Origin of the sequence: Kitasatospora sp. NPDC007106 (genome assembly GCF_040634455.1) — a bacterium.
In the GTDB taxonomy this organism is placed as follows: domain Bacteria; phylum Actinomycetota; class Actinomycetes; order Streptomycetales; family Streptomycetaceae; genus Kitasatospora; species Kitasatospora arboriphila.
Genome location: NZ_JBEYFP010000099.1, coordinates 1 through 14,946 on the forward strand (window position 1 = coordinate 1; position 14,946 = coordinate 14,946).

The 14,946-nt window shown below is 72.6% G+C and carries 12 protein-coding genes; 10 read left to right on the plus strand and 2 right to left on the minus strand.

Annotated features, from left to right (window positions below; genetic code table 11):
- Positions 1-123: 123 nt before the first annotated feature.
- Together ABZ641_RS12210 and ABZ641_RS12215 are read right to left on the minus strand one after the other, a co-directional pair.
- On the minus strand, positions 124-930 hold the full coding sequence (locus ABZ641_RS12210) for a hypothetical protein (protein ID WP_359981161.1): 807 nt from the start codon (positions 928-930) through the stop codon (positions 124-126).
- Positions 931-1,049: 119 nt separating this feature from the next.
- The gene (locus ABZ641_RS12215) at positions 1,050-1,973 is read right to left on the minus strand and encodes a hypothetical protein (protein WP_359981163.1); all 924 of its coding nucleotides are present in this window, start codon (positions 1,971-1,973) and stop codon (positions 1,050-1,052) included.
- A 483-nt stretch (positions 1,974-2,456) separates the two neighbouring features.
- Here ABZ641_RS12215 and ABZ641_RS12220 point away from each other — a divergent pair, with 483 nt between their 5' ends.
- The 10 genes from ABZ641_RS12220 (at position 2,457) to ABZ641_RS12265 (ending at position 14,828) form a co-directional block, all read left to right on the plus strand.
- A complete protein-coding gene (locus ABZ641_RS12220) occupies positions 2,457-2,981 on the plus strand; it encodes a hypothetical protein (RefSeq protein WP_344627361.1) in 525 nt (174 codons plus the stop codon).
- Positions 2,982-3,160: 179 nt separating this feature from the next.
- Entirely contained in the window at positions 3,161-5,962 is a 2,802-nt protein-coding gene (locus tag ABZ641_RS12225) for a penicillin acylase family protein (protein ID WP_359981166.1), read from the plus strand.
- Between the two features lie 88 nt (positions 5,963-6,050).
- Complete coding sequence (locus ABZ641_RS12230) at positions 6,051-7,448, plus strand: folylpolyglutamate synthase/dihydrofolate synthase family protein (RefSeq protein WP_359981169.1); 1,398 nt, start codon at positions 6,051-6,053, stop codon at positions 7,446-7,448.
- 6 nt (positions 7,449-7,454) lie between these two features.
- Positions 7,455-7,799, plus strand: coding sequence for a DUF4233 domain-containing protein (locus tag ABZ641_RS12235; protein WP_344627364.1), 345 nt, complete (start codon positions 7,455-7,457; stop codon positions 7,797-7,799).
- A 103-nt stretch (positions 7,800-7,902) separates the two neighbouring features.
- Complete coding sequence (ndk, locus tag ABZ641_RS12240) at positions 7,903-8,316, plus strand: nucleoside-diphosphate kinase (protein ID WP_344627365.1); 414 nt, start codon at positions 7,903-7,905, stop codon at positions 8,314-8,316.
- A gap of 354 nt (positions 8,317-8,670) precedes the next feature.
- Complete coding sequence (locus ABZ641_RS12245) at positions 8,671-9,696, plus strand: rod shape-determining protein (RefSeq protein WP_030270516.1); 1,026 nt, start codon at positions 8,671-8,673, stop codon at positions 9,694-9,696.
- 91 nt (positions 9,697-9,787) lie between these two features.
- On the plus strand, positions 9,788-10,726 hold the full coding sequence (mreC, locus tag ABZ641_RS12250) for a rod shape-determining protein MreC (RefSeq protein WP_344627366.1): 939 nt from the start codon (positions 9,788-9,790) through the stop codon (positions 10,724-10,726).
- Between the two features lie 2 nt (positions 10,727-10,728).
- On the plus strand, positions 10,729-11,370 hold the full coding sequence (gene mreD / locus ABZ641_RS12255; RefSeq protein ID WP_344627367.1) for a rod shape-determining protein MreD: 642 nt from the start codon (positions 10,729-10,731) through the stop codon (positions 11,368-11,370).
- Positions 11,371-11,403: 33 nt separating this feature from the next.
- Positions 11,404-13,632 carry a penicillin-binding protein 2 gene (mrdA, locus tag ABZ641_RS12260; RefSeq protein ID WP_344627368.1) on the plus strand — a complete coding sequence of 743 codons (2,229 nt, stop codon included), beginning with the start codon at positions 11,404-11,406 and terminating at the stop codon, positions 13,630-13,632.
- Positions 13,629-14,828 carry an FtsW/RodA/SpoVE family cell cycle protein gene (locus ABZ641_RS12265; RefSeq protein ID WP_344627369.1) on the plus strand — a complete coding sequence of 400 codons (1,200 nt, stop codon included), beginning with the start codon at positions 13,629-13,631 and terminating at the stop codon, positions 14,826-14,828. Before mrdA ends, ABZ641_RS12265 begins: the two co-directional genes overlap by 4 nt.
- Positions 14,829-14,946: the final 118 nt, after the last annotated feature.

The following is a 14,946-nucleotide window of genomic DNA, read 5'->3' on the forward strand; positions in this document are numbered from 1 at the left end:
GCCGTGTCGGCCTTCGCCGTGTCGGCCTTCGCCGTGTCGGCCTTCGCCGTGTCGGCCTTCGCCGTGTCGGCCTTCGCCGTGTCGGCCTTCGCCGTCCCCGGCCCCGGCGGGGCCGGGCGGGTGCTACTTCGGCACCTCGGCGATCTGCCGCAGCTCGCGGGCGGCGGCCGCGGCGACGTCCAGGTCCACCTCGGAGTCCTGGTCGACCTCGCCGGTGAGCACGGCGACGAAGGTGGAGCCGTCCGCCCAGGCGCACAGGCTGTCGTCCTCGGTCGGGGCGTGCATGACCTCGCAGCTCAGCCGGCCGCCGAGCGGGCCCGGGTCGAAGTCCCGGCGGCCGCTGAAGGTGGTGCCCTGGCTGCTCGCGCCCTTCTCGAAGTTGGTGTAGAAGTCGTCGACCTGGCTGCGGGGGGAGAGGACGGTGCCGTAGCCGCCGAAGACCGCGACCACCTTCTTCCGGTCGGTGTACACGGTGCTGACCGGGGTCGGCGACCAGGCGTTGTCGCCCTTGCCGAGCGAGTCGTCGAGCCCGGACTCCAGCTTCTGCGCGAGCGGGTTGGAGTCCTCCCGCGGCAGGCCCTGGAAGGTGCCCGGCAGCGAGATCCGGTAGTTGTCGGTCTTTGAGGTCACGTCATAGACGAAGTAGCCGGCCAGGCCGCCGCCGAGCAGGATGGCGCCGCCGACGCAGCCGAGCACCACCCACAGCGTCTTGCGGGACTTCGGCGGCTGCGGGACGACCCCGCCGCCCCACGGCTGCTGGGCCGGCACCCCGTAGCCGCCCGGCTGTCCGTACGGCGGTGCGGGCTGCTGCGGGTAGCCGTAGCCGGGCTGCGGCGGCGGGCCGAAACCGGGCTGGGCGGGCGGCGGGGGAGGGGCCCCGTACGGCTGGGGGGACGGCGGCGGGCCGCCGTACGGATTCTGCTCGGACACCGGAGGTCCTTTCGACGGGTCGGCCCTGGCTGCTCCCCGACCGGCCGGTCCTGCCGGCCGGTCGGGACCGGCTGCTGCCGGCCGGTGCTCCCGGTCGGCCGCCTCGCCGGATGCTTCGGCTACTTCTTCACTTCGACGGCGCCGCGGACGGCGGCGGCCTTCACCGCGGCCTCGGCGGGCGTGATCGGCGCCTTGCCGGTGAAGCTCAGGTCGGCGAAGACCACCTCGGCCGCCGTCCAGCGGTCCGCCCAGAAGCAGACGGTGTTGCCGGCGGCGGTCTTGGTGGCGTTGGTGGTCAGCACCCCGCACTTGAGCTTGGCGCCGGGCGCGCCCGCGCTGCCCGCCGGGTACTCGGTCGGCCGGGTCTTCCAGGTGCTGGTGACGGTCGTGCCGGCGAAGGTCTTCGGCTTGACCGACTCGGCCTCCAGCGCGAGCAGCACGAGCTCGGGGGTCGCCACCGAGCCGTAGCAGCCGATGACCTGCACCATGTCCGTCTGGCCCTTGGTGTAGTTGCCGGCCACGGCGGTGCCGTCCGAGCAGGCCGGCTTCTGGCCGTCCGGGCCGGGCGTGGCCGGGGCGGAGGTGGCCTTCTGCTGGGTGTGGCCGTCCGGCAGGGACATCGGCAGGTCGAGCTTGTACGCGGCGGAGGCGACCGTGCCGGTACCGCCCGTGCTGCCGGTACCGCCCGTGCCGCCGGCGCCGCCGCCGTCGCTGCCGGACAGGCCCCAGATCGCGAGGCCGCCGCCGATCAGCACCACGGCGCCGATCACCAGGCCGATCACCAGACCGGTGTTGCTCTTCGGCGGGGTCGGCGGCGGGTAGCCGCCCGGTGCGCCGTAGGGCTGCGGCTGGCCGGGCACGGCGGCCTGCGGGTAGCCGGGCTGGGCGCCGTACGGCGGGGCCGGCGGCTGCTGCGGGTAGCCGTAGGACGGCGGCTGCGGCGCGCCGTACGCCGGCTGCTGCGGGGTGCCCCCGTACTGCGGCGGCTGGCCGTACGGCTGCTGCGGCTGCCCCTGCGGATACTGCTGACCCTGGCCGTACATCGAAAATCGATCTCCCCCGCCACGGCGCTCCGCGGCCTGAACTTGGCGTACTCCTCGTCAGTGCCCGCACGGTCGCCCGCGCGAGTATCCGGGCACGCTACCGCACGGCCGTCCGAACCCGCCGGGGTGGTCCGGGCGGCAGGCGGCGACGGCCGTCCCCCCTCGCCCTCCCCCTACCCAGTGGACGGGCGGGCCACCCGCGGACGCCCCGGACGGCCGGTCCGCGCCGGTCCGCGCCCCGCCCGTGCGCGGCGCGGACCGGCGCGGAATCCGCCATTCGGTATATCCCCGGCCGTTCTTGATAGTCCGTTCGGCGGTATTTCATCGTGTGCGTCCGACATTCGGTCGATGATTCCCGTCGACCGTTTGAACCGCGCATTCTCTCCGTTTGTGCGTGCGCGCGTTCCACTGATGTTCGGAGTTGGGATGTGTACGGTGTTCAGACGTCCCCATGCGGGTGTGCAACTGACGGGAGGACACGTCATGGCGGCGACCACGGAGTTGGCCGACGAACTGCCGCAGCACGAGGTCGAGACGGCGAAGGCCCGGGCGGCGTCCTTGCTGCTGGCATTCCGGCGCGGGAACCAGCTGTCCTTCGACGCGCAATTGGACCGGCTCCTCGCCGACCACGTGGAGCGCGAGGTGACCACCCTGCTGGTGTGGATCGCGGCCGAGGCGGTCCGCAAGGCGTACGCGCCCGAGGCCGCCGACCGGGTGCTGCGCTCGCTCGCCCGCCGCGCCCCCGCCGACACCTCCGGGGTGCTGCTCGACGAGGACGCCGCCGACCCCGCCCGGCTGGTCGAGGCCGTCGACGCCGGGGACGTCGCGGCCGTCCGCGCACTGGTCGCCGCCACCCCGGACACCACCTACCTGCTCGGCGGCCTGCTGCAGGCCGTCGCCATGATGCTGCCGCTGCTGCCGGAGGGCGAGGGCACCGAGATCGCGGCCGAGCTGCGCCGCCGGCACGGCGGCCGGGCCGTGCAGGTGCCGGAGGCCCGGCACGGCTGATCCGGCCACCGCTGATCCGGCCATCGCTGGTCCGGCCACCGCTGGTCGGTCCCCGCCGAGGCCGGGCAGAACCGCATGCCCGCAGGCGAGTTGTGGCATGCACGCTACTAGGCAGATTGTCAGCAAGGCCCCTACCGTCGAGTACCGCAACGCATCCGCAACTCGACCGAGGAGCCGGCATGCAACGACGCCCCCACCCGCGCAGATTCGCCGCCGCCACCCTCGCGGCGGCCCTGCTGGCCGTATTCGCCCCCACCGCGTCCCCCACCGCCGCGGCAGCCGCCGGAGAAACCCCGGCCGCCGCCGGCGACTACTGCGCCGGGAAATGCCTCGACGTCCTGCCGCCCGGCGAGAACGGCAACGCCACCCTCGCCGAGATCCTGCTCAACAAGGTCTTCGGCTCCCGCCCCGCCCACACCGACGACCAGCTCGGCCCCTACGCCAACCTCGCCGGCGCTTACCCGCAACTGACCGAGGCCCAGCTGCGCAGCTTCTTCAACGACGCCTCCTTCGGCGTCCCCGCCGACCAGGTCGCCTCCACCACCCGCCCGCGCAGCGACGTCGCCATCGTCCGCGACAAGGCCACCGGCGTCCCGCACATCACCGGCACCACCCGCTACGGCACCGAGTTCGGCGCCGGCTACGCCGCGGCCCAGGACCGGCTCTGGGTGATGGACCTCTTCCGGCACGTCGGCCGCGGCCAGCTCTCCGGCTTCGCCGGCGGCGCCGCCGCCAACCGGCAGCTGGAACAGAGCTTCTGGCAGGCCGCCCCCTACACCGAGGACGAGCTCCAGCAGCAGATCGACGCCATCGCGAACGAGGGCGACCGCGCCCGGCAGGCCCTCGCCGACGCCGGCGCCTACCTCGACGGCATCAACCAGTACGTCCGCGAGTCCTACGACGGCCGCTACTTCCCCGGCGAGTACGACCTCACCGGCCACATCGACGCGATGACCAACGCCGGCGGCATCGAACCCTTCAAGCTCACCGACCTGGTCGCGCTCGCCTCCGTGGTCGGCGCCCTGTTCGGCTCCGGCGGCGGCGGGGAACTCGCCTCCGCCCAGGTCAAGCTCGCCGCCGAGGCCCGCTACGGCACCGCCGAGGGCGACCGCCTCTGGTCCTCGCTCCGCGAGGCCGACGACCCCGAGGCCGTGCTCACCCTGCACGACGGCCGGCGGTTCCCGTACGCCCTGCCGCCCGACTCCCCGCAGGGCACCGCGCTGCCCGACCCGGGCTCGGTCGTCCCCGAGAAGATGATCCACGACGCCACCGGCACCGGCACCCAGGGCGCCACCACCGCCCCCGGCCTGCTGCCCGGCAACCTGCTCACCGCCAAGCACGGCATGTCCAACGCCCTGCTGGTCTCCGGCGCCCACACCGACGACGGCCACCCCGTCGCCGTGTTCGGCCCACAGACCGGCTACTTCGCCCCCCAGCTGCTCATGCTGGAGGAGATCCAGGGCCCCGGCATCAGCGCCCGCGGCGCCGCCTTCGCCGGGCTGAGCTTCTACGTCCAGCTCGGCCGCGGCCAGGACTACGCCTGGAGCGCCACCTCCGCCGGACAGGACATCACCGACACCTACGCCGTCCCGCTCTGCACCACCGACGGCGGTCCGGTCGGCCTGACGGCCGACCACTACCGGTGGCACGGCCAGTGCCTGCCGATGGAACGGCTGGAGCGGAAGAACTCCTGGAAGCCCACCACCGCCGACTCCACCGCGGCCGGCTCCTACACCCTGGTGATGAACCGCACGAACTACGGCCTGGTCACCGCCCGCGGCACGGTCGGCGGCGCACCCGTCGCCTTCACCTCGCTGCGCTCCACCTACCGCCACGAGGCCGACTCCATCATCGGCTTCCAGATGCTCAACGACCCCGGCGCGGTGCACGACGCGGCGGGCTTCCAGCAGGCCGCGCAGAACATCAACTACACCTTCAACTGGTTCTACGCGGACTCCCGGGACATCGCGTACTACAACTCCGGCAACAACCCGGTGCGCGCCCCGGGCGTCGACGCCGGCCTGCCCGTCCGCGCCGAGCCCGCCTACGAGTGGCGCGACTTCGACCCCGCCGCGAACACCGCCCGGTACACGCCGCCCGCCGAGCACCCGAACTCCGTCGACCAGGACTACTACGTCTCCTGGAACAACAAGCAGGCCGCCGGCTTCGCCGCCGCGGGCTTCGGCAACGGCTCGGTGCACCGCGGCAACCTGCTCGACGACCGGGTGAAGGCGCTGCTCGCCGGCGGCGGGAAGGCGAGCCGGGTCTCGCTCACCAAGGCCATGGAGTCCGCCGCCCTCGCCGACCTGCGCGCCGAGGACGTGCTGCCCGAACTGCTCCGGGTCGTCCGCAGCGCCCCCGTCACCGACCCGTCCCTCGCCGCCGCCGTGCAGAAGCTGGAGACCTGGCGGGCGGCCGGCGGGCAGCGCCGGGAGACCTCCCCGGGCAGCCACGCCTACGCCGACGCCGAGGCGATCCGCACCCTGGACGCCTGGTGGCCGCTGCTCGCCGACGCGGTCTTCCGGCCCGGCCTCGGCGACGCCCTGTTCGGCGCCCTGACCGGAGCCGTCCAGATCAACGAGTCGCCCTCCGGCGGGCAGAGCGGCCCCACCAGCGGCACCGCCAGCGCCAACGAGTCCATCCCGCACAAGGGCTCGGCCTTCCAGTACGGCTGGTGGAGCTACGTCGACAAGGACCTGCGGGGCGTCCTCGGCGACCCGGTGGCCGGGCCGCTGGCCCGCCCGTTCTGCGGCGGCGGCGACCTCGCGGCCTGCCGCACCGCCCTGCTCGACAGCCTGAGGAAGGCCGTGGCGCAGACCCCGGCCCAGGTCTACCCGGCCGACGCGGACTGCCCGGCCGGCGACCAGTGGTGCGCCGACTCGATCGTCCAGCGCCCGCTCGGCGGCGTCACCGACCCCAAGTCCACCTGGCAGAACCGCCCCACCTACCAGCAGGTCGTGCAGTTCCCGGCGCACCGCTGAGCATCCCGGCGCACGGCTCCCCGGCCCCGCCCCACCGGGCCGGGGAGCCTGCGCCGGACGGGCCCCGGACGCTACGTAGACTGGGCCCGTGAGCGACAAGGCCGAGCAGAACCCGTACACCACCCGCCCCTCCGACGCCGGGGCCTCCGGCCCCGAGGCCGAGCTGCGGGCCGTGGAGACCGAGCTCTCCGGCCGCTGGCCGGAGAACAAGCTGGAGCCCTCGCTCGACCGCATCGCGGCGCTGATGGACATCCTCGGCCAGCCGCAGCGCTCCTACCCCTCGATCCACATCACCGGCACCAACGGCAAGACCTCCACCGCCCGGATGATCGAGCAGCTGCTCGGCGCCTTCGAGCTGCGCACCGGCCGCTACACCAGCCCGCACGTGGAGTCGGTCACCGAGCGGATCAGCCTGGACGGCGCCCCGATCAGCACCGAGAAGTTCGTCGAGACCTACCGCGACATCGAGCCCTACGTGCGGATGGTCGACGGGACGCAGCCGGTCGCGATGTCCTTCTTCGAGGTGCTGACCGGCATGGCCTACGCGGCCTTCGCCGACGCCCCGGTGGACGTCGCCGTGGTCGAGGTCGGCATGGGCGGCTCCTGGGACGCCACCAACGTCATCGACGCCGCCGTCGCCGTGATCACCCCGATCGGCCTGGACCACACCGACAAGCTCGGCGGCACGACCGGCGAGATCGCGGTGGAGAAGTCCGGCATCATCAAGCCCGGCGCGCTCGCCGTCGTCGCCCAGCAGCAGCTGGACGCCGCGCAGACCATCCTCAAGCGGGCCGTCGAGGTGGACGCCACCGTCGCCCGGGAGGGCATGGAGTTCGGCGTGATCCGCCGCGAGGTCGCGATCGGCGGCCAGCTCGTCACCCTGCGCGGCCTCGGCGGCGCGGAGTACGAGGACGTGTTCATCCCGCTGCACGGCGCCCACCAGGCGCACAACGCCGCCCTCGCGCTGGCCGCCGTCGAGGCGTTCTTCGGCGTCGGCGCGGCCGCCGGCGGCCAGCTGGAAACCGAGAAGGTCCGCCGGGCGTTCTCCGGCGTCTCCTCGCCGGGCCGCCTGGAGATCGTCCGCCGCAGCCCCACCGTCATCCTGGACGCCGCGCACAACCCGCACGGCGCCGAGGCCACCGTCGCCGCGATCGGCGAGGCCTTCGGCTTCACCAAGCTGGTCGGCGTGATCGGCACCAGCGGCGACAAGGACGTCTCCGGCCTGCTGGAGGTCTTCGAGCCGATCCTCGCCGAGGTCGTCATCACCCAGAACTCCACCCACCGGGCGATGCCCGTCGACGAGCTGGCCGCGCTCGCCGTGGAGGTCTTCGGTGAGGATCGTGTGCAGGTCGAACCCCGGCTGGACGACGCCATCGACGCGGCCGTCACGCTCGCCGAGGAGGAGGACCTCGGCGGCGCCGGCGTCCTGGTCACCGGCTCGGTCATCACGGTGGGCGAGGCGCGCCTGCTGTTCGGAAGGAAGTAGCACCCGATGCGGACCCTCTGCTCCTCGACCCTCATCGGCGAGGCCCTGCTCATCATGTTCGCCGGCCTGGTCGCCATGCCGCTGTCGGACGTGCCGACCGGCACGATCTGGGCCGTCAGCGGCACCGCCATGGTGCTGTGCGTGCTGCTCTGCGGCATGATCGAGCGCCCCGGCGCGGTGGCGGTCGGCTGGGTGCTGCAGATCGGCCTGATCGCCAGCGGCCTGGTGCTGCCGACCATGTTCGGGCTCGGCGCCGTCTTCGCCGCCCTGTGGTGGTGCTCGGTGCACTACGGCCGCAAGATCGACGTGATCAGGGCGGCCCGCGCCGCCGCGGCCTCGCAGACCGCCTGAACCCCCGCTGAGCGGCCCGTTCGCGTCGGCGGGCCGCACCCGCAGGGTAGTGTCTGCGGTGGCCGAACCCACCGTGCCGAACCCGATCCCCTGGAGCTGCACCGTGTCCCAGCGCACTCTCGTCCTGCTCAAGCCCGACGCCGTCAAGCGCGGCCTGGCCGGCGAGATCATCAGCCGCATCGAGCGCAAGGCGAACTGGCGGCTCGCCGCCCTCGAACTGCGCACCTTCGACCGGGCGACGCTGGAGCTGCACTACGCCGAGCACGTCGGCCGCCCGTTCTACGAGCCGCTGCTGGAGTTCATGACCTCCGGCCCGTCGATCGCGCTGATCGTCGAGGGCGAGAACGTCATCCCCGGCATCCGCGCGCTGGCCGGCGCCACCGACCCGCTGCAGGCCGGCCCGGGCACCATCCGCGGCGACTACGCCACGATCACCCGTGAGAACCTGATCCACGCCTCGGACTCGGAGGCCTCCGCCGAGCGCGAGATCAAGATCTTCTTCCCCGCCCACGCCTGACCCCGTCGCGCCTGACGAAGGCCTGACACAGCCTGACGTACGCCCAGGTCGGGCCGGGTGCAACCGCCCCGGTCCAACCGGGTGCAACCGCCGGAACCCGCCCCGAAAAGGCGGAACCCCGAGCGCCGACACGGCGTCCCAATCCCGGGAAGAGCACATCGGCCGCCGGAGAATGGCCAGCATGCCGTACCTCGCCGTACGCGGTGAACGGGCCTGGCTACGATGGACGCAACTCATGGGCCCGGAACGGCTGCTCAGCTGATGTCAGCCCTGTCGTGGGCGCGCGCGATCGGCCCACTCCCCGCACATGCACACCGAGCTCGGGAAGGCACTGCACACCCCATGGCCAACAATCTGTCGTTCATCGGCCGTGACATGGCGATCGACCTCGGCACTGCCAACACGCTGGTGTACGTCAGGGGCAAGGGGATCGTCCTCAACGAGCCGTCGGTCGTCGCCGTGAACACCAACACCGGCGGCATCCTCGCGGTCGGCGCCGAGGCGAAGAAGATGATCGGGCGCACGCCCGGCAACATCGTCGCCATCCGCCCGCTCAAGGACGGCGTGATCGCCGACTTCGAGATCACCGAGCGGATGCTCCGCTACTTCATCCTCAAGATCCACCGCCGCCGCTACCTGGCCCGCCCGCGCGTCGTGGTCTGCGTGCCCTCCGGCATCACCGGGGTCGAGCGCCGCGCCGTCATCGAGGCCAGCGCCCAGGCCGGCGCACGCCAGGTGCACATCATCGAGGAGCCGATGGCCGCGGCGATCGGCGCCGGCCTGCCGGTGCACGAGCCCACCGGCAACATGGTCGTCGACATCGGCGGCGGCACCACCGAGGTCGCCGTCATCTCCCTCGGAGGGATCGTCACCGCGCAGTCCCTGCGGGTCGCCGGCGACGAGCTGGACAACGCCATCGTCCAGCACATCAAGAAGGAGTACAGCCTCCTCCTCGGCGAGCGCAGCGCCGAGCAGATCAAGATGTCGATCGGCTCCGCCTTCGCGCTCGAGGGCGAGAAGGACGAGCACGCCGAGATCCGCGGCCGCGACCTCGTCAGCGGCCTGCCCAAGACCGTCGTCATCTCCGCCGCCGAGGTCCGCGAGGCCATCGACGAGCCGGTGAACTCCATCATCGACTCGGTCAAGACCACCCTCGACCAGTGCCCGCCCGAGCTCGCCGGCGACGTCATGGACCGCGGCATCGTGCTCACCGGCGGCGGCGCGCTGCTGCGCGGCCTCGACGAGCGGCTCCGCCGGGAGACCGGCATGCCCATCCACATCGCGGAGAACCCGCTGGACTCGGTCGCCCTCGGCGCCGGCAAGTGCGTCGAGGAGTTCGAGGCGCTCCAGCAGGTCCTGGACGCCCAGCCGCGCCGCTGACCCTCCCCGCGGGGGGGGTAGCACGGCGCACACGGCGTCACATCTCCAACTGAACAACCGGTACCAGGGAACGAAGGGGCGCTCCAGCACCGTGAGGGACACACGAGAGAGCCGACTACTGCTCATCCTGCTGGTCGCGGTCGCCTTCGCCCTGATCACCGTCGACATCAAGGGCGGCGAGGACTCCCCGCTCGGCGGGGCCCGCCGGGCGGCCGCCGGCCTGCTCGGCCCGGTCGAGCGCGGCGCCTCCGGCCTCGTCGACCCGGTGGCCGGCACCATCCGCGCCGTCCGCGACGCCTCCACCCACCAGCAGCGCCTCGACCAGATCACCCGGGAGAACACCGAGCTGCGCCAGCGGCTCGCCTCCTCCGACACCGCGGCGGGCCGCACCAAGCAGCTCGACGACCTGCTGCGGACGGCCGGCAACGGCGGATACACCATCAAGGCCGCCCAGGTCATCGCGATCGGCGCCGCCCAGGGCTTCTCCTGGACGATCACCATCGACGCCGGCAGCGACGACGGCCTCACCCGCGACATGACCGTCATCAACGGCCAGGGCCTGGTCGGCCGGGTCACCACCGTCGCCCCGACCACCGCCACCGTGCTGCTCGCCTCCGACCCCGGCTTCACCGCCGGCACCCGGCTGGAGGGCAGCGACGAGATCGGCTTCGCCGCCGGCCAGGGCAGCAGCCCGATGCGGGTCCAACTGCTCAACGGCCGCGCCCAGGTCAAGGCCGGCGACCGGGTCGTCACCTTCGGCTCGCAGAGCGGCCGTCCGTTCGTCCCCGGCGTTCCCGTCGGCCGGGTGGTCGAGGTCCAGGCCACCCCGGGCGAGCTCACCAAGACCGTCCTGGTCGAGCCCTACGTCCAGTTCACCCGCCTCGACCTGGTCGGCGTCGTCGTCGTCCCGCCGCGCAGCGACCCGCGCGACGGCGTCCTGCCGCCCAAGCCGTCCGCCGCCGCGGCGAACCCGCCGGCCGTCGCACCCGCGAAGCCGACCGCCGCCTCCACACCCGCAGGGGGGAACTGACCGTGCGTCCGAACCGCATCCTGCTCTCCGCCGTCCTGCTGATGCTCGGCCTGGTCGTCCAGGTCAGCGTGCTCGGCCGGCTCCAGCTGCCCGGGGCCACCCCCGACCTGCTGATGCTCGTCGTCGTCGGCCTCGCCCTGGTGTACGGCCCGACCGGCGGCTGCCTGGCCGGCTTCACCGCCGGCCTGCTCGCCGACCTCGCGCCGCCCTCCGACCACGCCATCGGCCGCTACGCCCTGGTGCTCTGCCTGGTCGGCTACGCCGCCGGCCTGCTCCGCCCCGAGGCCGGCCGACAGCGCTCCGCGATCAGCGCCCTGATGGTCGTCGCCGTCGCGGCCGTCGTCTCCACCGGCCTGTACGCCTCCGTCGGCGCCCTGGTCGGCGACACCGCCGCCCGCCACGTCGGCCTCGCCGGCCTGGTGTTCAGCGCCCTGCTGTACGACGTGCTGCTCGCGCCGTTCGTGGTGCCCGCCGTCATGCTGCTCGCCCGCCGCTTCGACGGCGGCCGCTCCGGCACCGAGACCGAGGACCCGGGCGGCTCCGGCCTCGGCAGCCTCGCCCGCTACAAGACCACCCGGGAGTCCTCGCCGATGCCGACGAGCCCGCGCAAGAAGCGGTCGCTCGGCCTCGCCCGCCGTCCCTGACGCCCCGCAGAACCCCCAGGAGGAGTCCCCCCAGTGAGCAACATCCCGGAGACCGGACGCACCCAACGGGTGACGATCCGTCTGGTGGTGCTGCAGATCCTGGTGCTGTCGCTGCTCGCCACCCTCGGCGGGCGGCTGTGGTACCTGCAGATCCGGACCGGCAGCCAGTACGCCGCCCAGGCGCAAGGGAACCACATCCGGGAGGTCGTGGAGCCCGCCGTCCGCGGCGAGATCCTCGACGCCTCCGGGCGGGTGCTCGTCGGCAACGAGACCAAGCTCGTCGTCTCCGTCAGCCGCACCTCCCTGCTCCAGCAGAAGGACCGCGGCAAGGCCGTGCTGACCCGCCTCGCCGGCGTCCTCGGGCTGCAGCCCAAGGACGTCCAGGACAAGGTGCGGCTCTGCGACGCCAAGACGCCCAAGCCCTGCTGGAACGGCTCGCCCTACCAGCCGATCCCGGTCACCCAGCAGGCCACCACCCAGCAGGCCATGCAGATCATGGAACGCCGCGAGGACTTCCCCGGCGTCACCGCCCAGCCCACCGCCGTCCGCCGCTACACCGGCGTCGAGGGCGCCAGCGCCGCCCAGGTGCTCGGCTACCTCTCCCCGGTGACGGACGACGAGGTCACCAAGACCGCCGACAAGACCGGCCGCGAACGCCGCCTGCCGAGCGACCAGATCGGCCGTGCCGGCCTGGAGTCCGTCTACGACGACGACCTGCGCGGCACCACCGGCGTCGACAAGCTGGAGGTCGACAACCTCGGCAAGGTCATCGGCAGCGCCGGCACCGTCCCCGCGCAGTCCGGCAACAACCTCGTCACCAGCATCGACGCCCGGGTCCAGAAGGTCGTCGAGGACCAGCTGGCGCAGGCCATGACCGACGCCCGCAAGGTCTACGACAAGGAGACCCACAAGAACTACGAGGCGGACTCCGGCGCCGCCGTCGTCATGGACGTGCACACCGGCCGGATCATCGCCATGGCCAGCGCCCCCACCTTCGACCCCAACCTGTGGGTCGGCGGCATCACCGCCAAGGACTACCAGGCGCTGACCGACAAGGGCTCCAACTACCCGCTGATCAACCGGGCCATCCAGGGACTGTCCGCCCCCGGCTCCACCTTCAAGGTCATCTCCACCACCGCCGCCGTCCAGGCCGGCTACTCCCTCGACGGCCACTACCCGTGCCCGCCGAGCATGACCATCGGCGGCCGCGAGTTCAAGAACTTCGAGGGCGAGAGCTTCGGCGAGATCTCGCTGGAGAAGGCCCTGGAGATCTCCTGCGACACCGTCTTCTACTACCTGTCCTACGACCAGTGGCTGAAGGACGGCGGCATCAAGCCGAAGAACCCCGCCGACTGGTTCACCAAGACCGCCCACCAGTACGGCCTCGGCGCCAAGACCGGCGTCGACCTCCCCAGCGAGGTCGCCGGCCGGGTGCCGGACCGCCAGTGGAAGCAGTCCTTCTACGACGCCAACAAGGACGCCTGGTGCGCCCAGGCGGCCAAGGGCGGCCACGAGTACGCCGACGAGATCGCCCGCGAGAACTGCCAGGACGGCAACGTCATGCGCGCCGGTGACGCCGTCAACTTCGCCATCGGCCAGGGCGACACCCTCGTCACCCCGCTCCAGATGGCCCGGATCTACTCCGCGCTGGCCAACGGCGGCACCCTCTACCGCCCCACCATCGGCAAGGCGGTCATGAGCCCGGACGGCAAGCTCGTCCGCGACATCGCCCCCCACGAGGACGGCAAGATCCCCGCCCAGGGCAAGCTGCTCGACTACATCGACCAGGCCACCGCGGGCGTCGTCACCAGCGGCACCGCCGCCTGGAAGTTCGTCGGCGCCGGCTGGCCCCAGGGCAAGATCGAACTGCACGCCAAGACCGGCACCGCGGAGGTCGCCGGCAAGCAGACCACCTCGTGGCTGACCACCTACAGCGGCGACTACGCGGTCGTGATGACGATAAGCCAGGGCGGCACCGGCTCCGGCGGTTCCGGTGACTCGGTACGCCGCATCTACCAGGCGCTCTACGGCGTCGACGACAAGGGCGCCGTCGACAACGGCAAGGCCCTGCTGCCCAAGCCGCAGAGCGAACTGCCCAAGTTCAACCCCGACGGCACCGCCATCATCAAGCAGGCCTCCTACGACGCCCCCGGCGACCGCGCCTTCCTCGACCCGGCGCCCGCCACCGGCACCGGCGCCCCCGCGGTCCTCGCGCTCGCCGCCCTGGAGCCCGCCCGCGCCACCGGAAGGAGCCGCGGATGACCTCCTACGGCTCGTACCGCACCGTCCGGCTCGCCCCGCAGCGCGGCTCCATCGCCAGGGTCCTGGCCAAGGACTCGCCGCTGCGCCGGATGGACTGGATCATGATCCTCTCCGCGCTGGCGCTCTCCCTCGGCAGCTCGCTGCTCGTCTGGTCCGCCACCCGCGGCCGCGACAACCTCACCCACGGCGACCCGCAGTACTTCCTGTACCGGCACCTCACCAACACCCTGGTCGGCGTGGTGCTCTGCGCGGTCACCGTCGGGATAGGGACACGCCGGCTGCGCACCGCCGTGCCGTTCGTCTACCTCGGCGTCCTGCTGCTGCTCGCCACCACCCTCACCCCGCTCGGCTCCACCATCAACGGCCAGCACTCCTGGATCCAGTTCGGCGGCGGCTTCTCGCTGCAGCCCGCCGAGTTCGCCAAGCTCTCCATCGTGATGGGCATGGCCGTGGTGCTCTCCGCCCGGGTCGACGCCGGCGAACGGGAGTTCCCCTCCTCGCGCAGCGTCATCCAGGCACTGGTGATCGCCGCGGTGCCGATGGGCGTCATCATGCTGATGCCCGACCTCGGCTCGGTCATGGTGATGGGCATCGTCATCATGGGCGTCCTGCTCGCCTCCGGCGCCGCCCGCCGCTGGGTCTTCGGCCTCATCGGAGCCGGCACCGTCGGCGCGCTGGTCATCTGGAAGCTCGGCGTGCTGAGCAAGTACCAGATCGACCGCTTCGCCGCCTTCGCCAACCCCTCGCTCGACCCGGCCGGCGTCGGCTACAACACCGCCCAGGCCCGGATCGCCATCGGCTCCGGCGGCCTCACCGGCATGGGCCTGTTCCACGGCTTCCAGACCACCGGCCAGTTCGTCCCCGAGCAGCAGACCGACTTCGTGTTCAGCGTGGCCGGCGAGGAACTCGGCTTCGTGGGCGGCCTCGGCCTGATCGCCCTGCTCGGCGTCATCCTCTGGCGGGCCTGCAAGATCGCCCGCCAGGCCACCGACCTGTACGGCACCGTCCTCGCCGCCGGCGTGATCACCTGGCTCGCCTTCCAGGCCTTCGAGAACATCGGGATGAACCTCGGCATCATGCCGGTCGCCGGCATCCCGCTGCCGTTCGTCTCCTACGGCGGCTCCTCGATGTTCGCGGTCTGGGTCGCCATCGGACTGCTCCAGTCCGTCCGCTCCCAGAGGCCGATAGGGATCTGACCGGGCGGCCGCCGCCGCCCACCGGACCGGCGCCCCGACGGCCCCCCCCCGCGGGGGCCCCGCCCCGGTCCACCGCCCCCGGGGCGGGTGTTGGGAATATCACCCCTCTTAACAACAG